The 26,488-nt window shown below is 62.3% G+C and carries 21 protein-coding genes, 2 tRNA genes and 3 pseudogenes; 16 read left to right on the forward strand and 10 right to left on the reverse strand.

Translation table 11 applies throughout. From position 1 onward, the window contains the following. The first annotated feature begins 275 nt into the window (after positions 1-275). The 4 genes from BC1002_RS06260 (at position 276) to BC1002_RS06270 (ending at position 3,862) form a co-directional block, all read left to right on the forward strand. Entirely contained in the window at positions 276-2,258 is a 1,983-nt protein-coding gene (locus BC1002_RS06260) for a sigma-54-dependent Fis family transcriptional regulator (protein WP_013089228.1), read from the forward strand. Between the two features lie 257 nt (positions 2,259-2,515). Then, a complete protein-coding gene (pqqA, locus tag BC1002_RS39715; protein ID WP_083788695.1) occupies positions 2,516-2,590 on the forward strand; it encodes a pyrroloquinoline quinone precursor peptide PqqA in 75 nt (24 codons plus the stop codon). Positions 2,591-2,676: 86 nt separating this feature from the next. Then, a complete protein-coding gene (pqqD, locus tag BC1002_RS06265) occupies positions 2,677-2,958 on the forward strand; it encodes a pyrroloquinoline quinone biosynthesis peptide chaperone PqqD (protein ID WP_013089229.1) in 282 nt (93 codons plus the stop codon). A gap of 154 nt (positions 2,959-3,112) precedes the next feature. After that, positions 3,113-3,862 (forward strand): SDR family oxidoreductase, encoded by a 750-nt coding sequence (locus BC1002_RS06270; protein ID WP_013089230.1) that lies wholly within the window; start codon positions 3,113-3,115, stop codon positions 3,860-3,862. 303 nt (positions 3,863-4,165) lie between these two features. Here BC1002_RS06270 and BC1002_RS36110 read toward each other — a convergent pair. Continuing rightward, a pseudogene (locus tag BC1002_RS36110) lies at positions 4,166-4,402 on the reverse strand (glutathione S-transferase family protein); the annotation flags it as partial. Positions 4,403-4,490: 88 nt separating this feature from the next. Between BC1002_RS36110 and BC1002_RS06275 the strand changes: the two are divergent. From BC1002_RS06275 to BC1002_RS06290, 4 genes are all read left to right on the forward strand, one after another. Further along, positions 4,491-5,408, forward strand: coding sequence for a LysR family transcriptional regulator (locus BC1002_RS06275; protein WP_013089231.1), 918 nt, complete (start codon positions 4,491-4,493; stop codon positions 5,406-5,408). Between the two features lie 430 nt (positions 5,409-5,838). Next, on the forward strand, positions 5,839-6,480 hold the full coding sequence (locus BC1002_RS39545; protein WP_311734583.1) for a TonB-dependent receptor domain-containing protein: 642 nt from the start codon (positions 5,839-5,841) through the stop codon (positions 6,478-6,480). A gap of 249 nt (positions 6,481-6,729) precedes the next feature. Next, positions 6,730-7,572, forward strand: a complete 843-nt coding sequence (locus BC1002_RS36115) for a helix-turn-helix transcriptional regulator (RefSeq protein WP_013089232.1) — start codon at positions 6,730-6,732, stop codon at positions 7,570-7,572. Between the two features lie 83 nt (positions 7,573-7,655). Continuing rightward, positions 7,656-8,033, forward strand: a complete 378-nt coding sequence (locus BC1002_RS06290; RefSeq protein ID WP_013089233.1) for a cupin domain-containing protein — start codon at positions 7,656-7,658, stop codon at positions 8,031-8,033. A 52-nt stretch (positions 8,034-8,085) separates the two neighbouring features. Here BC1002_RS06290 and BC1002_RS06295 read toward each other — a convergent pair whose 3' ends face one another. Beyond that, complete coding sequence (locus BC1002_RS06295; protein WP_013089234.1) at positions 8,086-8,832, reverse strand: SDR family oxidoreductase; 747 nt, start codon at positions 8,830-8,832, stop codon at positions 8,086-8,088. A gap of 73 nt (positions 8,833-8,905) precedes the next feature. Beyond that, positions 8,906-9,733, reverse strand: a complete 828-nt coding sequence (locus tag BC1002_RS06300; protein ID WP_013089235.1) for an SDR family NAD(P)-dependent oxidoreductase — start codon at positions 9,731-9,733, stop codon at positions 8,906-8,908. Between the two features lie 96 nt (positions 9,734-9,829). Between BC1002_RS06300 and BC1002_RS06305 the strand changes: the two genes are divergently transcribed. The 3 genes from BC1002_RS06305 to BC1002_RS06315 all read left to right on the forward strand — a co-directional run bounded on the left by BC1002_RS06305 (position 9,830) and on the right by BC1002_RS06315 (position 15,982). Continuing rightward, positions 9,830-10,696 (forward strand): helix-turn-helix transcriptional regulator, encoded by an 867-nt coding sequence (locus BC1002_RS06305; RefSeq protein ID WP_013089236.1) that lies wholly within the window; start codon positions 9,830-9,832, stop codon positions 10,694-10,696. Between the two features lie 107 nt (positions 10,697-10,803). Next, positions 10,804-15,093: an nSTAND1 domain-containing NTPase gene (locus BC1002_RS06310; protein WP_238537926.1), complete on the forward strand. Its 4,290-nt coding sequence runs from the start codon at positions 10,804-10,806 to the stop codon at positions 15,091-15,093. A 28-nt stretch (positions 15,094-15,121) separates the two neighbouring features. Further along, positions 15,122-15,982: an MBL fold metallo-hydrolase gene (locus tag BC1002_RS06315; protein WP_013089238.1), complete on the forward strand. Its 861-nt coding sequence runs from the start codon at positions 15,122-15,124 to the stop codon at positions 15,980-15,982. Between the two features lie 189 nt (positions 15,983-16,171). Here BC1002_RS06315 and BC1002_RS06320 read toward each other — a convergent pair. Continuing rightward, positions 16,172-16,258: transfer RNA gene (locus BC1002_RS06320), tRNA-Leu, on the reverse strand. Between the two features lie 227 nt (positions 16,259-16,485). Next, positions 16,486-16,572, reverse strand: a tRNA-Leu gene (locus tag BC1002_RS06325). Between the two features lie 414 nt (positions 16,573-16,986). Here BC1002_RS06325 and rnr point away from each other — a divergent pair. Next, positions 16,987-19,482: a ribonuclease R gene (gene rnr / locus BC1002_RS06330; protein WP_013089239.1), complete on the forward strand. Its 2,496-nt coding sequence runs from the start codon at positions 16,987-16,989 to the stop codon at positions 19,480-19,482. Positions 19,483-19,614: 132 nt separating this feature from the next. Beyond that, positions 19,615-20,358 carry a 23S rRNA (guanosine(2251)-2'-O)-methyltransferase RlmB gene (gene rlmB / locus BC1002_RS06335; RefSeq protein WP_013089240.1) on the forward strand — a complete coding sequence of 248 codons (744 nt, stop codon included), beginning with the start codon at positions 19,615-19,617 and terminating at the stop codon, positions 20,356-20,358. 107 nt (positions 20,359-20,465) lie between these two features. Here the strand turns inward: rlmB and BC1002_RS06340 are convergent, their stop codons facing one another. The 3 genes and pseudogenes from BC1002_RS06340 to BC1002_RS06345 form a co-directional block, all read right to left on the reverse strand. Further along, positions 20,466-20,759 carry a contact-dependent growth inhibition system immunity protein gene (locus tag BC1002_RS06340; RefSeq protein ID WP_013089241.1) on the reverse strand — a complete coding sequence of 98 codons (294 nt, stop codon included), beginning with the start codon at positions 20,757-20,759 and terminating at the stop codon, positions 20,466-20,468. A 65-nt stretch (positions 20,760-20,824) separates the two neighbouring features. Further along, entirely contained in the window at positions 20,825-21,115 is a 291-nt protein-coding gene (locus BC1002_RS36120; RefSeq protein ID WP_013089242.1) for a contact-dependent growth inhibition system immunity protein, read from the reverse strand. 9 nt (positions 21,116-21,124) lie between these two features. Next, positions 21,125-21,958 (reverse strand): annotated as a pseudogene (locus BC1002_RS06345) (RNase A-like domain-containing protein). A gap of 135 nt (positions 21,959-22,093) precedes the next feature. Between BC1002_RS06345 and BC1002_RS06350 the strand changes: the two are divergent. Then, positions 22,094-22,285 (forward strand): annotated as a pseudogene (locus BC1002_RS06350) (TrmH family RNA methyltransferase); the annotation flags it as partial. Positions 22,286-22,378: 93 nt separating this feature from the next. Here BC1002_RS06350 and BC1002_RS06355 read toward each other — a convergent pair. Both BC1002_RS06355 and BC1002_RS06360 read right to left on the reverse strand, forming a co-directional pair. Beyond that, entirely contained in the window at positions 22,379-22,672 is a 294-nt protein-coding gene (locus BC1002_RS06355; protein ID WP_013089243.1) for a contact-dependent growth inhibition system immunity protein, read from the reverse strand. Beyond that, on the reverse strand, positions 22,669-23,502 hold the full coding sequence (locus BC1002_RS06360) for an RNase A-like domain-containing protein (protein ID WP_013089244.1): 834 nt from the start codon (positions 23,500-23,502) through the stop codon (positions 22,669-22,671). The genes BC1002_RS06355 and BC1002_RS06360 overlap by 4 nt, the downstream gene beginning before the upstream one ends. A 310-nt stretch (positions 23,503-23,812) precedes the next feature. Between BC1002_RS06360 and rpiA the strand changes: the two genes are divergently transcribed. Both rpiA and BC1002_RS06370 read left to right on the forward strand, forming a co-directional pair. Continuing rightward, a complete protein-coding gene (gene rpiA, locus BC1002_RS06365; RefSeq protein WP_013089245.1) occupies positions 23,813-24,508 on the forward strand; it encodes a ribose-5-phosphate isomerase RpiA in 696 nt (231 codons plus the stop codon). 470 nt (positions 24,509-24,978) lie between these two features. Then, a complete protein-coding gene (locus tag BC1002_RS06370) occupies positions 24,979-26,208 on the forward strand; it encodes a glycosyltransferase (protein ID WP_013089246.1) in 1,230 nt (409 codons plus the stop codon). Positions 26,209-26,488 lie beyond the last annotated feature (280 nt).

Below are 26,488 nucleotides of genomic sequence, written 5' to 3' on the forward strand. Positions count from 1 at the left end.
CGGCGCTCCATCTGTTGCGTCCCGGTACAACACCGGGCGATGTAGTGTTGAGAAACAGCGCAGTTGCGGCGCTCGCGCGCATCGCTCGGGGCGAGGGCGACGCGAGCAGCGGGCTAAGCGCCACTCGGGGTGACTCCGCATATCGCGGCGCGCATCAATTTGCGGTAATACAGCCTCTTCGCTTCGCCACCGTCGATGAAACGGATGGCCCGGAGCTTGCTTCAAGAGCACGAAGAAAAGTCTGGCGAGGTACCAGGCTCTCCTGGAGGGAGACAATGCGCGATGACGTTCACCCGGCCGTGGCTCAGACGGCTGTCCGGTCCGATGACTTTCCCGCGCCGGCGATTCGGAAAGCGCACGAACGGTCCGAAACGTTTGGTCTGTGCGCGTCGGCGCGACCCGAATACGAGGTTCTTTCGAACGCGAGTCTCGTACTCAAACGCGAGCAGAACCGGGTGCTGTGCGCCCACGCGATGCCGGTGATGGAAACGCTGCGCGAGCAGATCGCCAACACGCAAAGCATGATCGTGCTGACCAATGCCGAAGGGCTGATCCTGCATTCGATCGGCGACGACGACTTTCTCGCGCGCGCGGAGAAAGTCGCGCTGCGGCCCGGCGCGAACTGGGCCGAGGACCGCCAGGGCACCAATGCGATCGGTACGGCGCTGGCCGAGCGCTGCGCGATGGTCGTGCACGGCGACCAGCACTATCTCGCGGCGAACCGCTTCCTGACCTGCTCGAGCGTGCCGATTCTCGATCCGTATGGCGACGCGATCGGCGTGCTCGACGTGACGGGCGACTACCGCAGCTATCATCAGCACACGATGGCGCTCGCCAAAATGTCGGTGCAGATGATCGAGAATCATCTGTTCACGACCACCTTCCACGAAACGCTGCAGGTGTCCTTCCACAGCCGTCCGGAGTTTCTCGGCACGCTGATGGAAGGCATCGTGGCGTTCACGAGCGACGGACGCTTTCTGTCGGCCAACCGGAGTGCCCAGTTCCAGCTCGGCATGTCGCTCGCCGGGCTGCGCGCGCATACGCTGTCATCGCTGTTCCAGACCACCAGTGCGCAACTGATCGATCGCGCGCGCGCGAACCTCGACCCGCACCTGATGCTCAACCTGAGCAGCGGCGCGGTGGTCTGCGCGCGGGTGCAGTTCAGGCGGGCGCCGCTGGCCGAGGGTAGCCGTCCGGTCGCCGTGCACGAGGGCGCGCGGGCGGCGGCGCGCGAGGAGCCGCAGACCGCTGCCGGGCTTTCGCGTCTGAGCTATCTCGACACGGGCGACCCGCAGGTGGCCGCGGTCATTGCGAAGGTCAAAAGGGTGATCGGCAAGGACATTCCGATCCTGATCAATGGCGAGACCGGCACGGGCAAGGAACTGCTCGCGCAGGCGATTCACAACGATTCGCCGCGTCACGCCGGGCCGTTCGTCGCCGTCAACTGTGCTTCGATTCCCGAGACGCTGATCGAATCCGAGCTGTTCGGCTACGAGGAGGGCGCATTCACCGGAGCGCGGCGCAAAGGCGCCATCGGCAAGCTGCTGCAGGCGAACGGCGGCACGCTGTTTCTCGATGAGATCGGCGACATGCCGTATTCGCTGCAAGTGCGGTTGCTGCGCGTGCTGCAGGAACGCGTCGTCAACCCGCTCGGCTCGACGCGCAGCATTGCGGTGGACGTCGCGATCATCTGCGCGACGCACCGTGACCTGCGCGTGATGATCGCGCAGAACCGCTTCCGCGAAGATCTCTACTACCGGCTCAACGGCCTCGTGGTGCGTCTGCCGCGGCTGCGCGACCGGACCGATCTCGCGGTCGTGATCCAGAAGATGTTGCTGCGCGAGTCGCTCGCCAGCGCGAGCGGGCAGCCGCTTCACGTCGCGCCCGACGTGATGGCGATGTTCGAGCGCTGTCCATGGCCGGGCAATTTCAGGCAGCTTGGCAACCTGCTGCGCACCGCGGCGGCCATGGTCGACGCGGACGGCGAGATCCGGCGCGAGCATTTGCCCGATGATTTCTTCGATGACCTGCGCTGTGGCGTTTCGTCGAGCGGCGCGGTGGATACGCGCGGCGCGGGCAGTGCGTCCGTGCCGGAGTGCGCGCGCCTGCAGGACGTGACCGTGTCGGTGATTGCGGCGGCGCTCGCGCGACATGGCGGCAACGTGTCGGCGGCTGCGCGCGAACTCGGCGTGTCGCGCAACATGATCTACCGCAAGATGCCCGCGGTCGAGCCCGGGCGTGCGGTGGACGACTTCTGAGCCACCTGCCGCCTGCATCGGCACTCCTGTGTCGCCAGCGTGCTGTCACACCACTGTTGCATCCCGCAGCGGTGGTGCTCCAAAAATCAACACTGCCTATCTCCCGAATGCGTCATATAGCGACGCGTTCGTCCCGCTTTCGTCACCGAATTTCCAACCGCGCTTCGCGTGACGACATCGGCATGTCCTTTGCTTGAAGGGAACGGCCGCGCATCGAGTGCGGTTCTTCCATCCAATCGCAAACAAGGAGACATGCCATGCAATGGATCACCCCGTCGTACGCCGAAGTGCGTTTCGGCTTTGAAATCACGATGTATATCGCCAATCGCTGAGCGGGCTGCGGTGTGCCGCCCGCGCCGCATCAGTCGCGCCGCGGGCGGCGCACGCAACGAACGACGATGAAGACACCAGGATCGCGATGAACACACGTGACGCCGATAGCGGCGTGCCGCTGCGCCCCCGCCTGCGGAGCGTCTTCCGCCTGCAGTGGGAAGCGGCGCAGGACACCTACGTGCTGCTCTACCCCGAAGGCATGGTTAAGCTCAACGCTAGTGCCGGCGCGATCCTCGCGCGTTGCGACGGAGCACACGAGCTCGACGACATCATCGGCGAACTCGAACGGCTTTTCGGCACGTCCGAACTTGCGCCCGACGTCTATCGTTTTCTCGATCACGCGCGGCTGCGCGGCTGGCTGGATTGACGCGGCCCAGGACCTTGCGCGCGTTGCCCGCACATTCGATCGAGAAAGATGTTCGATTATTTCGAACGACTGCATCGCCCGGACCGTACGGTATTTCAATTGAAAGGGCGCATCATTGAATCGCAGTAACTCAACTGACTCATTGGAGAAAGACATGACGCGATTTGATGGCAAATCTGTATTGGTCACTGGCGGTAGCAGCGGAATTGGCCTCGCCACGGCAAAGGCGTTCGCCGCGGAAGGCGCCCGGGTAGTCATCACGGGCCGTGACAGCGCGGCCCTCGAAGAGGCGAAACGGGGGCTTGGCGCTAGCGCGGTGGTGGTTCGTAACGACACAGGATCGGTTGCGGCCGCGCGCGAGCTTGCGCGTGCGATCGGCGATGCAGGCATCAAGCTCGATGCGGTCTTCATCAACGCGGGCGCCGCAAAGTTCGCGCCGTTCACTGACGTGGACGAAGCGCTCTGGGACGCGAGCTTCAATACCAACGTCAAGGGCGCCTATTTTCAGATCCAGTCGCTGCTGCCGTATTTGAATAAAGGTGCTTCGGTGGTGATCAACGGCTCGATCAACGCGCACATCGGCATGCCGGGTTCATCCGTTTATGCGGCCAGCAAGGCTGCCGTGATTTCGCTCGCCAGGACTTTGTCCTCGGAACTATTGCCGCGCGGCGTGCGCGTGAATGTGGTCAGCCCCGGGCCGGTGCAAACGCCGCTGTACGGCAAGCTCGGCATGGATGCCGCGACTCTCGAAGCCACTGCCGCTCAAATTCTCAATCAGATTCCGCTGGGACGCTTCGGCACGCCAGAGGAAATTGCGTCCACCGTGTTGCATCTGTCGGCACCCGAATCGGCGTTTATCGTCGGCACGGAGATCATTGCTGATGGCGGCATGAGTCAGCTTTAAGCGAAGCGATCGAAAGCGATGCGGTCTCAGGCGCGGCCCAATATCGGGCCGAAGATATGAATCAGGTTTCCTTCCGGATCGCGCAACAAGGTTGAGCGCCGCTCGGCGCTCAACGGCTGGTCAGCCCACACCATGTCTACCGGTCACGACGAAACCGAGCCTAGGTTGCCCACGGCGAGCGCGACGTTATTGAGTCGCAGGCCGCGAACCGGAGGGAGCATCAGATGAGCCTAGTACATGACTGAGGTTTCCTACCTGGCAGGCGTGAATCGCGCGCGATCGTGAGGGGTGGAGAAGTCGAGCACCGGGCCCCTCGGCAAAGGTCCATCCGTGCTCGAGCATCAGCCAGTGGACTACCGACACACTGACCATCTCGTTCAAGCCCTTGAGCGCCCGCACGATCAACGCACGATGTGCCCACGGGCAGGCGAGGCTCACGTACAGGTGGTATCTGTCAGCGTCGGCGCGAAAGCCGCCAGGCCCGCTGGGCCCGGGACTGCCGTCGGTGGTCACCCAGTTGCGGAACGCTCCTTGTTCGCGAGACGTTCAGGTTCCTTACAGCATGATGGACCATCAGCATGGTATTGCCGTACGATCGTCCCGATGAATACGTTCGATGGAGTGGAACATGTTGTCGGCGGAAGAGCTTGCATTGCTGGAAGCGATTCGGGAGACCGGGAGCCTGTCGCGCGCGGCCGCGCAACTGGGCAAGGCGCCGTCAACTGTGTCGCATGCCGCGCGCCAGCTAGAGAGCCGCTTCGACGCGTTGTTGTTCGATCGCCGGCGCTACCGGTTGCAACTGACCCCGGCTGGGCATGCGCTGGCAGAGGAGGCGGGCCGGCTCATGCAGGACGTGGCTCGCATGACTCAGCGGGTTCGGCAGATCGCGAGCGGCTGGGAGGACCGGTTATGGATCGTGATCGACGAGATCATCGAGTTCGAACTCGTGATGCCGGTTATCCGTGCGTTTGACGCGTTGCAGTCGGGGGTCAAGCTTCGGGTCACGAATGAAGTGCTGGGCGGCACGTGGGAGGCGCTGCGCGAAGGCCGGGGCGACCTGGTTGTCGGGGCGACGATCGAACCCCCGGCGATACCCGGTCTGCGGTGGTTCGAGCTGGGTGTGATGGAATGGGTGTTCGCGGTCGCGCCGCGTCATCCGCTGGCGGCACCCAAAGGTCTGCTCAGGCGCGAAGATATCTCGGCCCATCGTGCCGTCGTCGTGGCCGATTCGTCGAGAATGACGCCGGGCCGCGCCTATGGCGTTGTTGGCGGCCAGGCTTCGCTGGCCGTTCCCAGCATGCGCGCGAAGATTCTGGCTCAGCGTGACGGCCTCGGTGTCGGCTGGCTGCCGAGACGCAGGATTGCGGCGCTGCTCAAGCGGGGCGAACTCGTCGAGAAAGACACGGCCGATCCCCGTGAACCCAACGTGCTGTACGTTGCCTGGCGTGGCGACCACGAAGGGCGCGCGCTTCAATGGTGGTTGGAGCAATTGCGTCAACCGCGTCTGGCCAAACGACTGGTGAACGGACTCGATCTGTTCGCATAAGCGATCCGCATAGCTGCATGGGCATTTCCGATGCGAGGTCGCGTAGGCCGCCCCTCGATAGAAAGCGATGGCGTCGCGATTACACGACAACGATTTCGCATTCGTTGGCCGTGTGACTGTTCATGTCTGTGACACGCGCAAACGATAAATTTCGCGGGTCGAAGGGCAGGAACACTCAGGATTCGTTTGCCACAGCATGAAGCCGATGCAATGTGCCGCAATGGAATGGAGTCAATGAGGCCATCGCCATCCAGAATCGCCATCGCCGTCTCCGCTGCAATGTTGTCGCTCGCCAACGGTGCGAATGCACAGCAGACTCGACCCGCGGCCGCTCAACAGACTGAAGCGCCGGTCACTCTAAGACCCATCGTTGTCAATGCGACCAGACCAGCGGCCGCTCCCGATAACGTGGACGACCGATCAGGTGGACGTGACGGATAGATTCAAGATCCGCGCCGGCGTGCGCAAGGACTGGTTCGGTACGTCGCTGACGCTGAACCCGGTCCCCGGCGAGCCGAATCGTACGGCCAACGACGGCATCACGCTGGTTCCTGGCAACACGTACACGCGCAACGACGCCCCGACCAGTTGGAGCGCCGGGATGTTGTACAAGCTGACTCCGTGGATGACGCCATATTTCGGCGTGTCGCGCAGCTATCTCGCGAATTTCAACTCCGAAAACACGGCATTTTCCATCGGCCCACCGGAATCAGCGCTGCAATACGAACTGGGCGTCAAGTGGTCGTTCGACGACGGCCGCTACGTGCTCAACACCGCGCTCTTCGACGTACAGCGGGAACACGTGGCGACTCCGTTCGGTGAGGACCAACTCGCGTTCGATTCGCAGCGCACGCGCGGCGGCGAAGCTTCGTTCGACGCGGATCTCACGTCGAACTGGCACGTGTACGCGAACTTTACCGGACAGCAGGCGCATATCACTTATAGCCCGGACACCCCCGGGCGCGGTCGGAACGGCACCGCAGGGCGTGCCCGCCTTTATGGCGAACCTTTGGGCGACATACCGCTTCAGCCTCTTCGGCAGGGCGGGTTTTCATGCGGGTGCCGGCATTGATTACATGAGCCGGATGACGAACGGCTTTGCCAACGGCTACGACTGGGTACCGGCTTCCGTGATCGCAAACCTGCAGTTCGGTTACGCGGAGCGTCACTGGGGGGCCGATCTGAACATCGACAACGTCACCAACCAGCGCTACTTCATCGCTACCAACGTGGTCGGTGCCTACCTCGGCTCGCCGCTAGCCGCGTACGGTTCCATGGAAGTGTGTAATATCGACCGCATCCTTTCATTGGGAGCAGTCCCATGCTACGGGTACTCGAGCCGGGCGACTATTTCGGCACTACCACCCTGCAATACAGGGATGATGGCATCTCGGTCGTGGAGACCCGATTCGCAACGGATCTCATCATTCCGCAGCACGAACATGTGAATCCGTTTTTCTGTTTCGTGCTGGACGGCTGCGGTACACGATCCTGGCCGTCACGCCGTGGCGAAGACGGGCCGATGTCCTTAACGCTTTTTCCCGCAGGCGTACCACACGCAAATTGCTGGTACGGCGCCGGCGGCAAGGCGCTCCATGTCGAATTTTCGTCCTCGTGGCTAGAGCGGCTTGGTGGCCGCACCCAAGTCCTCGATCGGCCGGGTGACTTTGCCAGCGGAGCTCCGCTGTCGTTCATGCGCCGTCTGGTCCGCGAGTGCCGTGAGCAGGATTCAGCGACGTCGCTAGCAGTTGAAGGGCTGGTACTCGAACTTCTTGCGGCCTGCGAGCGGGCCGCTCCGCGTACGGCGACGGTTGGCGGTTCACGTCGATGGCTCGCCCGCGTGGAAGCATTACTGCACGATCGTTTTCGTGACGCGTTGACATTGGACGAAATCGCTTCGGACAGCCATGTTTGCGCCGACCACCTCGCGCGAGAATTCCGCAAGCACTATGGCTGTACTGTCGGAGAATACGTGCGCCAGCTTCGACTCGATTTCGCATGCGCTCAATTGACCAGTGGACGCCATTCGCTCAAAGCGATTGCTCAGGACGCCGGTTTCGCCGACCAAAGCCACTTTACGCGCGTGTTTCGGCGCAGGATGGGGCTCACACCAGGCGCGTATCGCGCGCAGTTGCTTGAAGATCACTCCTGTACCAAGGATTGACGGTCCGGTACAAGACCAACAGAACTGCCGCGGCCTAAAGTGGCTCGCATCTTCGACACGAACTAACGTTCATGGAGACTGATGTGAGCACCGATGCCTTTCCCTATCTGACTCGCCTTAACGTCCTTTACTCCTGCGGCGAAGTCATCGACGTGCCCGCCCTCGTGGCGGCAAACCGCCATCCCTGGTACAACCAGACGCTATGTCAGGTGAACGAATCGGTAGTCCGGCTGGGTGTCGTCGAGGGCGAATATCATTGGCACAAACATGACGCGGAGGACGAATTCTTTTACGTCGTTAGCGGACGCTTCCTGATCGACCTCGAGGACGGGGTCGTTGATTTAGGCCCGGGACAAGCGTTCGTCGTGCATAAAGGCCTGCTGCATCGCCCTCGAGCACCAGAGAAAACGGTGATCCTGATGGTCGAGGCGGCGGGCATCGTTCCCACCGGTGACAGGTGATGCGTAGCGGATTCAATTCTTCGACGCTATACGGTCGATTCCGCGTTCATCGTCAGCGAGGATCGGTCAGCGGTACGGCCCGACCAGTCGACTCCAGACCGATTCCACCGTCGCATATGATGGTTTGCCCCGACATGAACGAGTTCGAAATCAGAAACTCAATCGCCATGGCAACGTCGTCAGGCTGGCCAATTCGTCCTACCGGCGTAATCGCCGCATAGCCGGCGAAAGCGGATTCCTTATCTTTCGCCGACAGAAAGTCCCACCACGGCGTATCAATGACGCCAGGCGAAACCGCATTAATCCGCAACGGGCGTAGCTCCGCCGCGAGGATCGGCACGATCGCAGCAATCGCCGCGTTCGCTGCGCCGAGGCCCGCTGTTCCGGGCATGGCCGAGTGTGCCGACACGGCAGAGAGAAAAGTGATACTTCCGGTTTTCGCAATCGACGCAAGCGCCGCCTGAGCACACGCGAAATGAGGAAACACTTTCTCATCGAATCCCATCCGCACCGCATCGAGACTGACGGCTGAAAACGGGCCTCCGCCCTTGCCACTGCCGAGCGCGAGAACCAGGTGATCGATTGCGCCGATCTCGGCAAACGTACCGGCGATGGTCGATGTATCGGACGCATCGAATCTCACCGTATTTGCAGCGTCGCGCAACGCGACCTTCGCTTTGGCCAGTTTTGCGGAATCTCGCCCGGCGATAGTGACCGCGTATTTCCGATCCAGTAGCCGGCTCGCGGTAGCGAAGCCAATTCCGGAAGAGCCGCCGACAATGAAGACATGTTGTGACATGGTCGAAGTTTCCGCTCTTTGAAAAATGCCGGGTATCCGGAACCCAGGCGGACCGACATCGAAGTTCGATGTGTCAATGTGCCAGCGACGGGTCGGTCAACTGAAAGCTGAGCTGACGCAGCCGCTTGCGAATCGCGGGGTTGTAGGCGTCGGCATGAGCTCTGGCGAGCCTTGTGCCGTCGAAATACAGGCCCGTACGGCCTTCCATTCCGGTGGTGGCCGCAAGATGAAGAACCGCGTCCGCACCTTCGGCGACCGTGCTCAGAGGCGTGATGCCGCCGTTCCTGACCATGGTTGTATCCATGTATGTGGCCGGATGCAGACAATTCGCCGTCACGCTGGTCTGCGCCAGTTCGTCGGCCAGATCGAACGTGAACATGATTTGCGCGAGCTTGCTCTGGCAATAGGCCGCGGTACCGCTATAGCCGTGGCTCAACATCACGTCGTCGAAATCGATCGGGCGTTGTCCCACGGAAGCAACATTGACAATCCGCGATCTGGAGCCCTTCAGCAAAAGAGGAAGCAGAAGCCTGGTCAGGGCAAAACCCGCGAGGTAGTTCACCGCGAACCGCAATTCGATTCCATCCGCCGTGACTTGCCTGATCGAGCCAGGCGAACCGGTGCCGATGCCGGCGTTGTTGATCAGCAAGTCGATTTGATCGTGCGCGCGTCCGATCGCGCTCGCCAGCGATCGAACTTCCGCGAACGTAGACAAATCAGCCGGATAAAAAGTGGCCTTGCCTCCCGCACTCGCTATCTCGCGAACCACGTATTCGCCCCGTTCCATGTTTCGCCCGTGAATAAGCACATGTGCGCCCTGGGCTGCCAGTCGCTTCGCGACGCAGCGTCCGAGTCCGTCGGTGGAACCGGTAACCAGCACAAGCTTGTTCGTCATGTTCATGATTGAATAGACTGGAAGTTGATTTCATCTTCATGCTGTGCGCTCTGCCGCGCGATAAACAGTGCTGGATCGATACTGGTATAGGGAACTACCACGATGACGATGAACGTCAGAACCCTGGCCGCTGACAGACGCCGTTGCGAGCTAGGCGCCTTCCTGAGGTCGCGGCGCGAGCACTTGAGTCCGGCCGCGGTCGGTTTGCCTGACGGTTTTCGACGACGCACACCAGGGCTGCGACGCGAGGAAGTCGCGATGCTCGCGGACGTCGGCACCACGTGGTACACGTGGCTCGAACAGGGGCGCGATGTCCGCGCGTCTGAAGAGGTGCTGATAGCAATCGCGGATGCGTTGCGGCTGGACGCCGTTGAGCGGCGGCATCTGTTCGTACTGAGCGATCGTCCGTCGCCGGAAGTCCGGTCGACGAATCCAGAGAAGCTCGAAGAACCGGTGCAAAGGATGCTTGCCAGCCTGTCGGGCCAACCCGCTTACGTCACTGGCCGTCGCTGGGATATCCTGGGGTGGAATCGAGCAGCCACCCTGGTGTTCGGTGACTACGGGCAGCTTTCGGCGGATGAGCGCAATCTGATGTTTATGGTTTTCGCCAATGCGCGGCACCGTCGTTTGCTCGTTGACTGGCAGGAAGTGGCGCGGGCGTCCCTTGCGATGTTCCGCAACGACAGCGCACGCTACGTGGGCGATCCTGATTTTGAGCGGCTGATATCGACGCTGCGACACAGGAGCAACGAATTCAATGCGTGGTGGCGCAGACACGAAGTGCTCAATCCGTTATCGAATATCAAGCGCATCAGGCATCCGCGAAAAGGCCTGATGGTCTTCGAATACACCAGTTTCGCGCTGCTGGACGGCTCTGATCGCAAGCTCACCGTCTACACGCCGCTTGACGAATGCAGGACCGCAGACAAGCTGGACGCTCTGATCGCGTCCGTCAGGCGCGAGCCGTAAAACATTGAGGCAATCAATTCAGCGCGCGGGATGCCAGACTCAAACACGTGAGGTGGATGGTGTCCTTTCCGAGTGCAGTCAACTGCGAGCCGGCAGTTCGCGGCGCGATGCCCAGGATCTTCATCAGCCACGCGAGCGCGAATAACGCTCTCGCGCTCGCGATCGGACACTGGCTTGCCGATAACGGTTGGGATGACCACTTCCTGGACCTCGAGCCAGTCAAGGGGTTTGCGCCAGGGGAACGCTGGCAACAAGCGCTCAAGGCTGCGGCCGACCGCTGCGAGGCCGTGCTGTTTCTGATTTCGCCTGCGTGGTGCGACTCTCGCTCGTGCCTGGCCCAGTTGAGCCTTGCCAGATTTCTGGGCAAGACGATCTTCGGTGTACTCGTCGAGCCGACGCCGCCCGACGCCTTGCCGAAAGAGATGACGGCGCAATGGCAGCTCTGTGATCTCGCCACCGGGACTCAACGCCGGAGCTTCCGGGTCTGGCATGACCCGCTCGTCCCGCAGACTGAAGTCTCTTTTGCCAAAGCGGGGCTTGCCAAGCTAGAGCTTGGGCTGCGACGAGCGGGGCTCGCTGCGTCGAGCTTTTCGTGGCCGCCGGCTAACGATGTCGAGCGGCCCCCTTATCCGGGGCTGAGAGCGTTGGAGGCCGAGGATGCGGCCGTGTTCTTTGGCCGGGATACGGCGGTCGTGCGTGGCCTCGATACGTTACGCAGCGTCCGCGAGCAGGGGATCGAGCGGATGTTGGTGATCCTCGGCGCATCTGGCGCGGGCAAGTCGTCCTTTCTGCGGGCCGGCCTGTGGCCGCGCCTGAAGCGCGATGACCGAAACTTTTTGCCGCTTCCTGTGATTCGGCCAGAGCGCGCTGTTCTTACCGGCGCCACGGGACTCGTCGTCAGTATCGAGCAGGCCTTTCAGGAACTCGCTGTACCCAGGACGCGCGCCGAGATCCACCAGGCAGTTCAGACTCCGGATGGATTTGAGCAATTGCTTGGCCAGCTTCAAACGCTGCACTGCTCGCGGCTCGGGTCAGATGCCATTGCGCCGACCGTTCTGATCTGCATCGATCAGGGCGATGAATTGTTCGGCGCAGAAGGCGAAGAGGAGTCTTTGCACTTCCTGTCCGTGCTTGCCCGGACGCTAGCCGCGGCAGAAAGCGGGGGGATTCAGGCGATCGGCAAACGGCAGCGTGCGCTTGCAGTCGTGGCGATCCGCACCGACGCTTACGAGCAATTGCGGAGCGCGCCAATGCTGCGCGGCATATCACCGCGTGTCTTCAGTCTCCCTCCTTTCGAGCGTGCCGAATTCAAGGCCGTGATTGAGGGTCCTGCCGCGCGGGCGACCGCCGCCGGACGTAAGCTGACGATCCAGCCAGCGCTGACCGAGCGGCTTCTTCAGGACACTGAAGGGGCAGACGCATTGCCCTTGCTGGCTTTTACGCTCGAGCGGCTACTTACCGACTATGGCGCCGCCGGAAACTTCAGCGTAGCCGACTATGAGGCGATCGGCGGTGTGCGCGGTTCCATTGAGGCCGCAGTCGAATCGGCATTTGCCGATCCCGGAAGAGAGCCCGCTGTTCCAGCAGATAAGGCTGAGCGCGAGCGTCTACTGCGCGAGGGCTTGATTCCATGGCTCGCGCGCGTCGAACGGCTGACGCAACAGCGCAAGCGCCGTGTGGCACGCTGGGATGAGCTTCCCGAATCCGCCCATGCGGTCCTGAAGCGTCTCATCAGGTATCGACTGCTATTGCAAGGCCGGCGCAAGGCCGTAGCTGGCGATGAGGAAATCACCATAGTTGAAATCGCGCACGAAGCGTTGTTGCGGCAGTGGCCTGTCCTTACCACCTGGCTCGACGCGGACGCAGATGCGCTCAAGGCAGTCGAAACCGTGCAGCGAGCGGCGCACGAGTGGCAAAAGAACGGGCAGGGGACGGCGTGGCTGGCCCACGCCGGCGAGCGGCTGACGAGTGCGGAAGCAGTCCTTCAGCGTTCGGACTTCGAAAGACTGCTGGGCGCCGATGGACTTTCGTATTTGCGGGCTTGCCGCGGGCGCGACGAGGACGCGCGCGCGGAGCGCGAGTTGAAGTTGCAGCAAATCGCTCAGGCACGGACGGCGTCCACGCAACGACGCATCCAGGTATTGATGGGCATATTCGCGGTCATTCTGATTGCGACAGCGGGGTGGATCATTCATCAGACTCGGACGGTCGCACGCCAGACTTCCGCTGTGTTCGCGTCGGCCGCGACGACGGCGAACGACGCGGGAAATTACGATCGCGCGATGCGCTTCGCGATACTGGCGATGGGGAAGAGTTGGCTCTCGCCGGGATCGGTTGACGCGGAGCTGGAGCTCATGCGCGGCGCGCAAGCGTCAATGCAAATTGCGTTGCTCAGCGGGCATCGGGATGCGGTTGATTCCGCCGTCTTCAGCCCCGACGGTAAGCGGGTGGTGACCGCGTCGTGGGATGGGACCGCGCGGGTCTGGGACGCGGCGACGGGCAAACAGATCGTGCAGCTCAGCGGGCATCAGGGCCTGGTTTATTCCGCCGCCTTCGACCCGGACGGCCGCCGGGTGGTGACCGCGTCCGCGGACAGGACCGCGCGGGTGTGGGACGCGTCTACGGGCAAACAGATCGTGCAGCTCGGCGGACATCAGGATCTGGTTTATTTCGCCGCCTTCAACCCGGACGGCCGGCGCGTGGCGACCGCGTCCGCGGACAGGACCGCGCGCGTGTGGGACGCAGCGACGGGCAAACAGATTGTGCAGCTCAACGGGCATCAGGGACCGGTTTTCTCCGCGGCCTTCAGCCCGGACGGCCGGCGCGTGGTGAGCGCGTCCGCGGACAGGACCGCGCGGGTGTGGGATGCGGCGACCGGCCAGGCGATCGCGCAGCTCATCGGGCATCGGGAACTGGTGAGCTCGGCCGCCTTCAGCCCGGATGGCCGGCGCGTGGTGAGCGCGTCAGATGACAAGACCGCGCGGGTGTGGGATGCGGCGAACGGGCAGGTCATCACGCAGCTCACCGGGCATCAGGGACCGGTTTTCTCCGCGGCCTTCAGCCCGGACGGCCGGCGGGTAGTGACCGCGTCCGATGACAAAACCGCGCGGGTGTGGGATGCGGCGACCGGCCACGTGATCACGCAGCTCACCGGACATCAGGGACCGGTAAGCTCCGCCGCCTTCACGCCGGACGGCCTGCGTGTGGTGACCGCTTCCGATGACAAGACCGCGCGGGTGTGGGATGCGGCGACCGGCCAGATGATCGCGCAGCTCATCGGACACGAGGGGCCGGTGAACGTCGCCGTCTTCAGCCTGGACGGTCAGCGGGTGTTGACTGCATCCCGTGACGGGACCGCGCGCGCGTGGGACGCGGGGCAGGGGATCTTGCTGCTCAGCGGGCATCAGGAGCCGGTCGTTTCCGCCGCCTTCGGCCCGGACGGTCAGCGGGTGGTGACTGCATCCCGTGACAGGACCGCGCGCGTGTGGGACGTCGCCACGGGCCGGCAGATTGCGCTGCTCAGCGGGCATCGCGGGTGGGTCTACTTCGCGGCCTTCAGCCCGGACGGCCGCCGGATCGTGACCACGTCCGCGGATCAGACCGCGCGGGTTTGGAATGCGGCCGCGGGCAAACAGATCGCCCAGCTCAGCGGGCATCAGGGGACCGTTCTTTCGGCCGCCTTCAGCCCGGACAGCCAACGGGTGGTAACCGCGTCCGCGGATGGGACCGCGCGGCTGTGGGACGCCACCACGGGCAAACTGATCCTGATCCTCGGCGGGCATCAGGAGCCGGTTGATTCCGTCGTCTATAGTCCGGACGGGCAGCGGGTGGTGACTGCGTCCTGGGATGGGACAGCGCGGGTGTGGGACGCGGCCACGGGCAAACAGATCCTGGTGCTCAGCGGGCATCATGGGACCGTTTTTTCCGCGGCCTTCAGCCCGGACGGACGGCGCGTGGTGACCGCGGCCGCGGACGGGACCGCGCGGGTGTGGGACGCGGCCACGGGAAAACAGATCGCCAGGTTCGGCGGGCACCAGCGAGCGGTTAGTTCTGCCGCCTTCAGCCCGGACGGCCAGCGGGTCGTGACCGCGTCCGCGGATCAGACCGCGCGGGTGTGGGACGCGGCGACTGGCCGGGTCATCGCGCAACTCGCCGGGCACCGGGGACCCGTGAGCTCGGCCGCCTTCAGCCCGGACGGCCAGCGGGTGGTGACCGCGTCCGCGGATCAGACCGCGCGGGTGTGGCCTATCCGATGGCTCATGCAGAATCGAGGGCGGGGTCTGGCGATGGCGGTGTGCAAGGAAAAGCTCGTAGGAGCAAACTTGCTCACAACCGGTGATGCAGCGGCCCTTGCTCTCGTACGCGGGCGCGAGGGCGAAAATGTATGCGGATCCTGATTTGCCGACCGGACGGCAGGAGCATCGAATGAAGCCGACACGCAACGCCGACTCTGTCCCAGGCGAGTGGTACATCGACACAGCGTGCATCAATTGCGGTGCATCGCGTCACGTCGCGCCCGGGCTGATTGTCGAACGAAACGACAAAAGTGTTTTCTTGCGGCAGCCCGTTACGCCCGAAGAGCACGTCGCTGCCTGGCGTGCGGTGCTCGTCTGTCCTACGGCGTCGGTACGCAGTGAAACGAAGCAGCCTCGTCCGAGTGGCGCCGTGATCTTTCCACAGCCGATCACGTCGACTGTGTGGCGCTGCGGATTCAATGCGCGGTCGTCGTTTGGCGCGCACTCTTACTTCGCGAGGCGTCCGGACGGCAATCTGATGATCGACTCACCGCGCTATGCGGCGGAACTCGTGAAATGGTTTGATGAGAATGGTGGTATCGCGCATATCCTTCTATCGCATCGCGACGATGTCGCGGACGCAGATAAATACGCCCGTCATTTCGGCGCGCGCGTCTGGATTCACCGGGAAGACATGTCGGCTGCGCCGTATGCAACGGACGTGCTCGACGATGGATCGGCCACGGACATTGCAGCCGGCGTGTGCGCGATCCCTGTGCCCGGGCACACGCGCGGTAGCGTCGTGTACCTGCTCGACGACAGCGTGTTGTTCTCGGGTGATTCGCTTGCCTGGAGCCCGCGCGCGCGGGACCTCGTCGCGTTCAGCGACGCGTGCTGGTATTCATGGCCTGAGCTCACCGAATCGCTTGGCAAGCTAGCCGCGTATCGCTTCGAGTGGTTGCTTCCTGGCCACGGCTGGCCCACGCACCTGCCGGCCGAGGAAATGCGGGCCCGCTTGCTTGCGTTGGTCGTTCGCATGCGGAAGGATTGATGTCGACGGGCTTTCGTGGCGAGATTCGGCGCATGCGCCGCAATGCAGGCGGGGCTGAGAGCGTGGTTGGTACACGCGAAGGAGCCGGCGTCAGCGGGACGTAATGGAGCTGTGAATAGCAAAAAACCCCGTAAGACTTTGATCTTACGGGGTTTCTCGAACTACATCGGCTTACGCCGGAACAACTTGTGGTGCCCAGGAGAGGACTCGAACCTCCACGGTGTTGCCACCGCTAGGACCTGAACCTAGTGCGTCTACCAATTCCGCCACCTGGGCACGTCTTCAAACTAGACCGCTATTTTAGCAAGATGATTAAGTTTGTCAATCCCTGCTTCAAACAAACTTGCTTTTCTTATCTGCCCGGTTGAACGCACAGCGAAGTGATGCAATCGCTAACGAACTACCGTCCTGCTGATCCGGCAATCGAAATACGAACAGCGATTTCGACTACCAGGCCCTACACAAAAAAGAGAGCCGCCAGAAGGCGGCTCTACTTTCGAATCTGGTGCCCAAGAGAGGACTCGAACCTCCACAGTGTTGCCACCGCTAGGACCTGAACCTAGTGCGTCTACCAATTTCGCCACCTGGGCAGGTGATGAACTGCAAAGACCGCCATTATAGCGACCGATTCCTACCTGTCAAGCGAATTGCCGAGCGCGTTTCAACCTCGCGGCGAGCCGGCGCACCATGCGTCCGAACCACCGGCGCAGGCCCGCGTGGCGCCCGACACGGGTGTTAGAATGCCTCGCAGTAGTTCGTTGGCACGATGCACATCCGGCGTCCCGACGCGAGTGTCGATATGCGATCAGCCAGACGCGCGTCGCCCTGGCGTTGAACGAGCCGGACCCAGGCAGTTTCCTGTGCAAATCGCAGTAGAGCAGAAGAGCAGCAAGCAGCAGGTGCAAAGAGCGAGGCAGCGCAGCCGCCCTACAGATGCAGCCGAGCGCGACTGCGCGCATTAAGCAAACGCCTTCCAGGCCGGATCACATCGCCGACCGACGTCCATGCAACGAGAAAAAATCATCGACAAGCCCTTGAGCAAATTTCCGTATCCGATTCCAAGCCGCGAAGAAATCCTCGGCGTGCTGCGCACGAGTGAAACGCCGCTTGCCGCGAACGACATCGCCGAAGCCCTGTCGATCAAGCGCCAGGAGCGCGAAGGATTTTTCAAGCGTCTCGGCGCGATGGAGCGCGACGGCCAGATCCGGCTCGACCAGCGCAACCTCTATCAACTCACCCATCCGTCGAACTTCGTCGCGGGCCGCGTGCAGGGCCATCGCGACGGTTACGGTTTCCTGATTCGCGACGACGGCCAGGACGACCTGTTCCTCCCCAACGGCGAGATGCAGAAGGTCATGCACAATGACCGCGTGCTCGCGCGCATCGTCGGCTATGACCGGCGTGGGCGGCCCGAAGGGCATATCGTCGAGGTCACGGACCGCGCGAACAAGCGCGTGATCGGGCGTCTGCTCAACGAGAACGGCGCGCTGATCGTCGCGCCCGAAGACAAGCGCATCGGCCACGACATCCTGATCACGCAGAACACCCGCAAGGCGAAGGTCGGCCAGGTCGTGGTGGTCGAGCTGACCGATTTCCCGAGCCGTCATTCGCAGCCGCTCGGCCGCGTGGTCGAAGTGCTCGGCGATATCGACGACCCCGGCATGGAAATCGAAATCGCGGTGCGCAAGTACGGCGTGCCGCACGAATTCAGCGAGGCCGCGCTCGGCGAAGCGGCCAAGCTGCCCGACGAAGTGCGCCCGGCCGATATCCGCCATCGCGTCGATCTGCGCGACGTGCCGCTCGTCACGATCGACGGCGAGGACGCGCGCGACTTCGACGACGCCGTCTATTGCGAGCCGGTCAAGGTGGGCCGCGGCGACGGCTTCCGCCTGATCGTCGCGATCGCGGACGTGTCGCATTACGTGCTTCCGCAAAGCGGGCTCGACACCGATGCGATCGAGCGCAGCACGTCGGTGTACTTCCCGCGCCGCGTGATCCCGATGCTGCCGGAGAAGCTGTCGAACGGACTGTGCTCGCTGAACCCGCAAGTCGACCGCTGCGTGCTCGTGTGCGACATGATCGTCACCGCGCGTGGCGACGTGAAGGCGTATCAGTTCTATCCGGGCGTCATGCATTCGGCCGCGCGGCTCACCTACACCGAAGTCGCCGCGGTGCTGAAAAACACCAAGGGTCCCGAAGCGACCCGCCGTGCCGCGTTGCTGCCGCAACTGCAGAATCTGTATGGCGTCTACAAGGCGCTGTTCGCGGCGCGCCAGAAGCGCGGCGCGATCGACTTCGATACGACGGAGACGTACATCGTCTGCAACGCGCAGGGCAAGATCGAGCAGATCGTTCCGCGCACGCGCAACGACGCGCACAAGCTGATCGAGGAATGCATGCTGGCCGCCAACGTGTGCGCGGCGGATTTCCTCAAGCGCAACAAGCATCCGGGCCTGTTCCGTGTGCATGCGGGCCCGAGCGCGGAGAAGCTCGAGAACCTGCGCACGTTCCTGCGCGGCATGGGCCTGACGCTCGGCGGCGGCGACACGCCGCACGCGAGCGACTACGCCGCACTGATGGCGCAGATCCGCGACCGGCCCGACGCGTCGATGCTGCAGACGATGCTGCTGCGCTCGATGCAGCAGGCCGTCTACAGTCCCGACAACATCGGCCACTTCGGTCTCGCCTATGAGGCCTACGCGCACTTCACGAGCCCGATTCGTCGCTATCCGGACCTGCTCACGCATCGCGCGATCTACGCGATCCTGCAGGGCCGCAAGTATCAGCCGCAGCCGCCGCACGGCGTCGAGCTCAATACCGCGCTGTCGCCGCGCGCCCGCGCAATGCAGCAGGCCGACGAGGAAAAGCGCGGCGCCCGTGCTCGCGCGAACAACGTGGCGATCTGGGAAGAGCTCGGGCTGCACTGCTCGGCCAACGAGCGCCGCGCGGACGAAGCATCGCGCGACGTCGAAGCGTGGCTCAAGTGCTATTTCATGCGCGACAAACTCGGCGAAGAGTATGGCGGCATGGTCAACGGCGTCACGTCGTTTGGCATTTTCGTGCAGCTCGATTCGCTGTTCATCGAAGGTCTCGTGCATGTGACTGAACTCGGCTCGGACTACTTCCAGTACGACGAGATCAGGAACGAACTGCGCGGCGAGCGCACCGGCATTCGCTACCGGCTGTCGGATCGCGTGCGCGTGCAAGTGAGCCGCGTCGATCTCGACGCGCGCAAGATCGACTTCCGCCTCGTGCGCGATACGCCGATCAAGCCGCCGGCGGCACGCGGCATCGCCGCGGACAAGGGTGAAGGCGCTGGCCCGCGCGTGCGCACGTTGTCGTCAGTGGAAGGCGGTGCCTCGGTGCCCGGTCAGCGGCGCAAGAAGGCCGCGCCCGCGCAGAGCGTGGCGGTCAAGGAAGCGCGCGCGGCGCGCGGCGCGGCGAGGAAGCATGGCGTCGCGAGCAAGGCGGCGTCGAAGCAGGCACGCAAGAAGCGCTGAGGCTTTCACAGCGCCGGGACCGCGCGCAGCGGGCACGTGAACACGTGCCGGTTGCGCGCGGTCTGCCTTTTGGTTTCATCTTCATCACAGCGGCGCGCGTTGAATGCGCGCCCAATCAAAGGTAGTTCAGTCATGGCACGTCATAAGGTTTTATACGGTTTCCACGCAGTGACCGCGCGTATCCGGCACGATGCGTCGACAGTCGAGGATGTCTATTACGACGCGACGCGCAAGGACCGTCGTATGACCGAATTCCTGCAGGCCGCGAAGGACGCGGGCGTGCGTCTGATCGCCGCCGACGAAACGCGTCTGTGGGGCCTCGCGCGCACCGAGCGCCATCAGGGCGTGGTCGCGCGCGCGGGCGATCTGCCGCTCGCGCAGAACCTCGCCGAACTGCTCGACGGCATCAGCGGTTCGCCACTGATCCTCGTGCTCGACGGCGTGACCGATCCGCACAATCTCGGCGCCTGCCTGCGCGTGGCCGACGCGGCCGGCGCGCACGCGGTGATCGCGCCGCGCGATCGCGCGGTGGGACTGAACGCGACTGCCGCGAAGGTCGCGAGCGGCGCGGCCGACACGGTGCCGTACATCACGGTCACGAATCTGGCGCGCGCGCTGCGCGAACTGAAGGACGCGGGCGTGTGGGTGGTCGGCACGGCCGGCGACGCGCAGAAGAGCGTCTACGAAACGGAACTCGACGGGCCGGTGGCGCTCGTGATGGGCGCGGAAGGCGAGGGCATGCGGCGTCTGACGCGCGAAACCTGCGATGTCGTCATGAACATTCCGATGGCGGGGACGGTGGAGAGTTTGAATGTGTCCGTGGCTAGCGGGGTGTGCCTGTTTGAGGCGGTGCGGCAGAGGGCGGTGAAGAAGTAATTTTTCTGTCGTCTTGCTTGTTGCTGGTCGATTGATGGCGCCCGGAACGCGGTTGTGGTTCCGGGCGCTCTGTTTTGCGTGCAAGGGTTGGCTATTCACGCAACAGGTTACGTAGTGAGAATTCTCGCTAATTCATCAAAGAAGGTGCTGGTTGTATATCCCCATAAAACGGGATCGAAATCATATCCACACGCCTCATCGAATTTTTCATCCAGTTTTTCACCTGCCTCCTGCCTGAATTTCTCTATTTCGGCCAACGTATCCTGGATCTCTTCGGGCGAACTGTCTCTCTTGAAGCAGGAGACTATTTCCTCCAGAGTCTCGCCCCAAAGGTCCGAGTCCTGATTGAGATAGCCGCCAAACAATGCATAGAATTGTGGGTACGATGTTTCGTCGATCATTCCAGTAAGTACGATGTGAGAATGTAATAGGGCATTCCGTTGCTTCTATAGAGGTTCCATAGACCCTAGTCCCGTAGGAGTCGCTTTAGTTCCTCAAAAAATGACGCCGTTGTATATCCCCACAGCGTTGGGGAAAATCCGGTATCGTATTCAATTTCAAATGCAGAATCGAGATCTGTGGGATGTTCACTCATGAATTGGTCAATTTCATCGATCAATTCACGATGATATTCGCGGGGGCTGTCTTCCTTATAGCAACAGACTATTTGAGGAATCGTGGTGCCCCACAAATCGTAATCCTGATTAAGGTATGCTCCGAAAATTTCGTACATCCGAGGGTAGCGATCTGGCAGCATATTTTTCCTTTAACGAATATGGGCCGTAAGAATATAGTAGGGCATATTATTGTAGGTCTGATATTTCAAGACCACGGTCACTTTATTCATTCTCGTTAGCTGGCCGGTAGTTCTCGTCACGCCATATCCAACATCTCCGGCAACCCGCTTGATCAACGTTAGCGGAACACGGTTGGTTTTGGACTGAGCCCAGGTCTGGATTCTCCTTTCATTGGCAAGCATGACGTCCGATATAGCTCGTTCAGCGGATTGAACGTTATGGAACGATGAAACGACACTCCTCTCCGGCTCCAACCTAAGCCGCTCCCGCAACTACGCCTCAGTCCTCCCCACATGCTTCAGTATCGTATGCCCGCCGATCCGGCTGCCCACTTCGGCCTCATGCGCATCCAGACTAATCCGCCCCATCGTAATCCGCGCGACGCGCGCGGCTTTGATCGAGCCGACGAGTCCGAACGGCACGGCGATATCGAGCGATACGCCGATCTGGTTCGCCAGGTCCGGGCGGGCTTTCAGCGTCTCGGCGAGTCTGGTTGCGCTTTGCTGCGTTAGCGTGGCGGTGTCCTAGCCCGTCAGGATCTGACGCAGACCGCTCGCCGCCGTGTCCGAGCCATGCACGCCGAACACCACGCAGCCGGCCTTGCTTGTCATCGTCGGTTCAGGCAGCACGCACAGCGCTGCCGCTCCGACCATCTCCGCGACCCCTGCGGCGATCTGCAGGCCGCCCCAGAGCCGGTTGCTCAGCATCTCCGTCTGGCTGATCGATCCGCGCGTCAATATGGCGGCCAGCTGCGGCGCGCTGAGCACCACGCGCACGCCATCTCCATCGTATTCCTGCGACATTCCAGAATCCTCTGTGGTATTGCGGGCCCAAAAACTAGCAAGCACCACAGCGGTTTGATATGGGCGATGGATGATTCTTGCGACTCAATGTGTGCAAAGGTGTCCGGCAAACCAGCGCGCTCCACGGCACACAGCGCGCCCAAACCGAACGGGCCGGTGGCGCTCGTGATGGGCGCGGAAGGCGAGGGCATGCGGCGTCTGACGCGGGAAACCTGCGATGTCGTCATGAACATTCCGATGGCGGGGACGGTGGAGAGTTTGAATGTGTCCGTGGCTAGCGGGGTGTGCCTGTTCGAGGCGGTGCGGCAGCGGGCGGTGAAGAAGTAGTTTTTCTGTCGTCGGACTTGTTGTTGGACGGTTGTTGGCGCCCGGAACGCGGTGGTGGTTCCGGGCGCTTTGTTTTGCGTGCGGCGGATGCGGCTATTCGCGCAGAAGACGCCTTAGTTCCTCAAAAAAGGACTCCGTTGTGTATCCCCATAAGATGGGATCGAAATTGAAACCGTACGTTTCTGAAAATATTTCATCGAGATTCTCAGCTGTTTCTTTTTTGAATTTATCTATTTCGGCCAGCGTGGCCTGGATTTCCTCGGGGGAGCTGTCTCTCTTGAAACACGAGACTATTTCGTCCACGGTTTCGCCCCAATATTCCGAATCCTGATTGAGATACGCCCCAAACAGCACATGGAACTCAGGGTATTCGCTTTCGTCGATCATTTCACCAAGTACGATGTAAAAATGTAATAGGGCATTCCGTTGTACTCTTCAAATCTAAAGACGACCTGAACCGTACTCATGTGCTTGAATTCTCCTGTCGCTCGAATGACACCGTAGCCCACCTTCCTTCCGACATCCTGATACAGAACGAGATCTCGCCTCGGATTCGACTGAGCCCAATTCCTGATCCTTGACGTGTTGGAGTCCATCACCCTGGAGATGGCCCATTCCGCCGCCGCCAAGTCCCGAAACGACGATACTACTCTTCTCTCCGATTCCAATCGCAGCCGCTCCCGCAACTGCGCCTCAGTCCTCCCCACATGCTTCAGTATCGTATGCCCGCCGATCCGGCTGCCCACTTCGCCCTCATGCGCATCGAGACTAATCCGCCCGATCGTAATCCGCGCGACGCGCGCGGCTTTGATCGAGCCGATGAGTCCGAACGGCACGGCGATGTCGAGCGACACGCCAATCTGATTAGCCAGGTCCGGGCGGGCTTTCAGCGACTCGGCGAGCCTCGTCGCGCTTTGCTGCGTCAGCGTAGCCGTGTCCTGGCCCGTCAGTATCTGACGCAGACCGCTCGCCGCCGTGTCCGAGCCATGCACGCCGAACACCACGCAGCCGGCCTTACTTGCCATCGTCGGTTCAGGCAGCACGCATAGCGCTGCCGCTCCGACCATCTCCGCTACCCCTGCGGCGACCTGTAGGCCGCCCCAGAGCCGGTTGCTCAGCATCTCCGTCTGGCTGATCGATCCGCGCGTCAATATGGCGGCCAGCTGCGGCGCACTGAGCACCACGCGCATGCCATCTCCATCGTATTCCTGCGACATTCCAGAATCCTCTGTGGTATTGCGGGCCCAAAAACTAGCAAGCACCACAGAGGTTTGATATGGGCGATGGATGATTCTTGCGACTCAATGTGTCCAAAGGTGTCCGGCAATCGAGCGCACTCCGCGGCACAAAGCACGCCCAAACCGAACCCAAACCGAACCCAAACCGAACCCAAACCGAACCCAAACCGAACCCAAACCCAAACCCAAACCCAAACCCAAACCCAAACCCAAACCCAAACCCAAACCGAACCCCTCCTCCCGCCACTCCGGTAAACTATCGGTTTTTCACGCTTCTCCCGCCTCTCCCATGACTCAAGACGAACTCAAGCAACTGGTCGGCCAGGCCGCCGCCGATTATGTGAACGCCAACGTGCCGCAAGGCTCGGTGATCGGCGTCGGCACGGGCTCCACCGCGAACTGTTTCATCGACGCGCTGGCCGCCACCAAATCCCGCTATCGCGGCGCGGTGTCGAGTTCGCTCGCCACCACCGCGCGTCTGCAATCGCACGGCTTCAAGGTGTTCGACCTGAACGAGATCGACTCGCTGCCGGTGTACGTCGACGGCGCCGACGAAATCGATCGCAGCGGCGCGATGATCAAGGGCGGCGGCGGCGCGCTCACGCGCGAGAAGATCGTCGCATCGGTGTCGGAAGTATTCGTCTGCATCGCGGATGCGAGCAAGGTCGTCGAGACGCTCGGCAAGTTCCCGCTGCCGATCGAAGTGGTGCCGATGGCGCGCACCGCGATCGGCCGCCGCGTGACGGCGCTCGGCGGCGTGCCCGTCGTGCGCGTGACGAAAGAGGGCGCGCCGTTCATCACCGACAACGGCAATGAGATCATCGACGTGAAGGGCTTGAGCATCAGCGACCCGCGTACGCTCGAGGCGCATATCAATGCATGGCCCGGCGTCGTCACGGTCGGCCTGTTCGCGGGCCGCGGCGCAAATCTGTGCCTGCTCGGCACCGACACCGGCGTGCAAACGATCACGTACGGCCAGAACTAAGCGACTGCGTTTCCGTTCGCTCTGACGCGTGTGAGCCGTTCCAACGGTTCACACGCGTTTTTTATTGCGGTCGAGCCGCACGATCCGGTTTCACCGCTCGCCGCGGCCGCAATCGCACGCGTACCTGGCGGAAAATGCCTGGCCCCGTGCTCAGACAATTCGCGGTCGATGCTAACCGCGCGCGATGCCCGCCACGTCGCGCGCTCTTCGCTCCCTCTTCGCTCGCGCAGCGCTGCGATCGCAACGCGCGGGGCCGGACTATCGACAAGACGTCGGAACGAAAACGTCAGCCGTGGTGCACAGACGAAAGCTCAGCAATAAAGCCGTGATCTTGCAGACGCGAACGGACTCTGCGAATTACTCGCGTACTGTCGCACGTCGAATGTGTGCACGCGCACGCACAGTCAGGAACGTGGCACATACACTCTTCTCTGAGGCCAGGTGGCGTTTCGTGACAGATAGGACGGAATATGAAAGTGGCGATCGTGCACGATTGGCTGGTCGCTCCCGGCGGCGCCGAGAAAGTGCTCGGGCAGATCATCGAGTGCTTTCCCGACGCCGATGTTTTCAGCGTCGTCGATTTTCTCGAAGATCGCACGCCGCTTGCCGGCAAGCCGGTCACCACATCGTTCATTCAACGCCTGCCGTTTGCGCGCACTCGGTATCGCGCCTATTTGCCGTTGATGCCGCTTGCCGTCGAACGCTTCGATCTGTCGAGCTATGACCTGATCATCAGCAGTTCTTGCGCGGTCGCGAAGGGCGTACTGGTCGGCCCACATCAGACGCACATCAGTTACGTGCACTCGCTGATGCGGTATGCGTGGGATCTGCAGCATCAGTATCTGCGCGAAGCGAATCTGCTGCGCGGGCCGAAGTCGTGGGCCGCGCGGGTCTTGCTGCATTATCTGCGCGGCTGGGACGCGCAGTCGACGAATGGTGTCGACCGTCTGATCGCGAATTCGCAGTCGGTCGCGCGGCGCATGCTGAAAACCTATCGGCGCGATGCCGCGGTGATTCCGCCGCCCGTCGATGTGAACGAATTCGAACTTCGCGCCGAGAAAGACGATTTCTATCTGACCGTGTCGCGGATGGTAGCGCACCAACGCATCGATCTGATCGTCGAGACGTTCAACGCCACGCCGCAGCGCAAGCTGATCGTGATCGGCGACGGGCCGCAGATGGCGTCGATTCGCGCGAAAGCCGGCCCGAACGTGACGGTCCTCGGTTATCAGCCATCCGGCGTACTGAAGGATTATCTGGCGCGCGCGCGAGCCTTCGTGTTCGCCGCCGAGGAAGACTTCGGCATCGTGCCGCTCGAAGCGCAGGCCTGCGGCACGCCGGTCATCGCGTTCGCCAAGGGCGGGGCACTCGAAACGGTGGTGCCGGTCGGCGACCCGCATCCGACCGGCGTTTTCTTCGCGCGTCAGACCGCGGTGTCGGTGCTCGACGCGATCGACCGCTTCGAGCGCCTGAGCTCATACATCACGCCAGCGGCCTGTCGCGCGAATGCCGAACGGTTTTCGGCGCAGGTGTTCCGGCGGGCGTTCATGGCAGAGGTCACGCGCACGATTGCGGCCGTCGCTCAGGGCCTACCGGCGACGGAGCCGGGAGAGCACGCGACGTGGGCAGCGCCCGATCTCACGGCCCGGGAACTGGGCATCGCCAGCGAAACGGCGCCGAAAAGCAGGTGGAGGCAATGAGGTGAGGGTCTTTCGCTGTTCTCGCCTCGTGGAGTTTTCGATAGGAGAGGAAAAGGTTTTCGTCGTCATGCAGTGATTTCGCAACAGGCAGTAACGAGCCGTTCTGACCAACGCGTCCGGGCGGCTATTGGTGTGGGCGCGTCCGCTTCGCGCTTTGTGTGGGCAGTGCATATCGCGTCTCGCGCGAAACGCACTGCGCGTGCAAGGCGAGCCGCGGCGGGCCATTGTCAAGCAAGCAGGACTGGACTTCAAAAAACGACATCGGGGTGCGCGCCACGCG

It is taken from the genome of Paraburkholderia atlantica, from assembly GCF_000092885.1.
GTDB lineage: Bacteria > Pseudomonadota > Gammaproteobacteria > Burkholderiales > Burkholderiaceae > Paraburkholderia > Paraburkholderia atlantica.

What these genes read in the sequence shown, in the direction of transcription:
- BC1002_RS06295 (WP_013089234.1), bottom strand. Translation starts at nt 8,832, where the DNA reads ATGTCACAACATGTCTTCATTGTCGGCGGCTCTTCCGGAATTGGCTTC.
- BC1002_RS06340 (WP_013089241.1), bottom strand. Translation starts at nt 20,759, where the DNA reads ATGATCGACGAAACATCGTACCCACAATTCTATGCATTGTTTGGCGGC.
- BC1002_RS06315 (WP_013089238.1), top strand. Translation starts at nt 15,122, where the DNA reads ATGAAGCCGACACGCAACGCCGACTCTGTCCCAGGCGAGTGGTACATC.
- BC1002_RS36115 (WP_013089232.1), top strand. Translation starts at nt 6,730, where the DNA reads ATGCTACGGGTACTCGAGCCGGGCGACTATTTCGGCACTACCACCCTG.
- BC1002_RS06360 (WP_013089244.1), bottom strand. Translation starts at nt 23,502, where the DNA reads ATGTCGCAGGAATACGATGGAGATGGCATGCGCGTGGTGCTCAGTGCG.
- BC1002_RS06270 (WP_013089230.1), top strand. Translation starts at nt 3,113, where the DNA reads ATGACGCGATTTGATGGCAAATCTGTATTGGTCACTGGCGGTAGCAGC.
- BC1002_RS06300 (WP_013089235.1), bottom strand. Translation starts at nt 9,733, where the DNA reads ATGAACATGACGAACAAGCTTGTGCTGGTTACCGGTTCCACCGACGGA.
- BC1002_RS06305 (WP_013089236.1), top strand. Translation starts at nt 9,830, where the DNA reads ATGACGATGAACGTCAGAACCCTGGCCGCTGACAGACGCCGTTGCGAG.
- BC1002_RS36120 (WP_013089242.1), bottom strand. Translation starts at nt 21,115, where the DNA reads ATGCTGCCAGATCGCTACCCTCGGATGTACGAAATTTTCGGAGCATAC.
- BC1002_RS06355 (WP_013089243.1), bottom strand. Translation starts at nt 22,672, where the DNA reads ATGATCGACGAAAGCGAATACCCTGAGTTCCATGTGCTGTTTGGGGCG.
- BC1002_RS06370 (WP_013089246.1), top strand. Translation starts at nt 24,979, where the DNA reads ATGAAAGTGGCGATCGTGCACGATTGGCTGGTCGCTCCCGGCGGCGCC.
- rpiA (WP_013089245.1), top strand. Translation starts at nt 23,813, where the DNA reads ATGACTCAAGACGAACTCAAGCAACTGGTCGGCCAGGCCGCCGCCGAT.
- pqqD (WP_013089229.1), top strand. Translation starts at nt 2,677, where the DNA reads ATGAACACACGTGACGCCGATAGCGGCGTGCCGCTGCGCCCCCGCCTG.
- BC1002_RS06275 (WP_013089231.1), top strand. Translation starts at nt 4,491, where the DNA reads ATGTTGTCGGCGGAAGAGCTTGCATTGCTGGAAGCGATTCGGGAGACC.
- rlmB (WP_013089240.1), top strand. Translation starts at nt 19,615, where the DNA reads ATGGCACGTCATAAGGTTTTATACGGTTTCCACGCAGTGACCGCGCGT.
- BC1002_RS06310 (WP_238537926.1), top strand. Translation starts at nt 10,804, where the DNA reads ATGCCCAGGATCTTCATCAGCCACGCGAGCGCGAATAACGCTCTCGCG.
- rnr (WP_013089239.1), top strand. Translation starts at nt 16,987, where the DNA reads ATGCAACGAGAAAAAATCATCGACAAGCCCTTGAGCAAATTTCCGTAT.
- BC1002_RS06260 (WP_013089228.1), top strand. Translation starts at nt 276, where the DNA reads ATGCGCGATGACGTTCACCCGGCCGTGGCTCAGACGGCTGTCCGGTCC.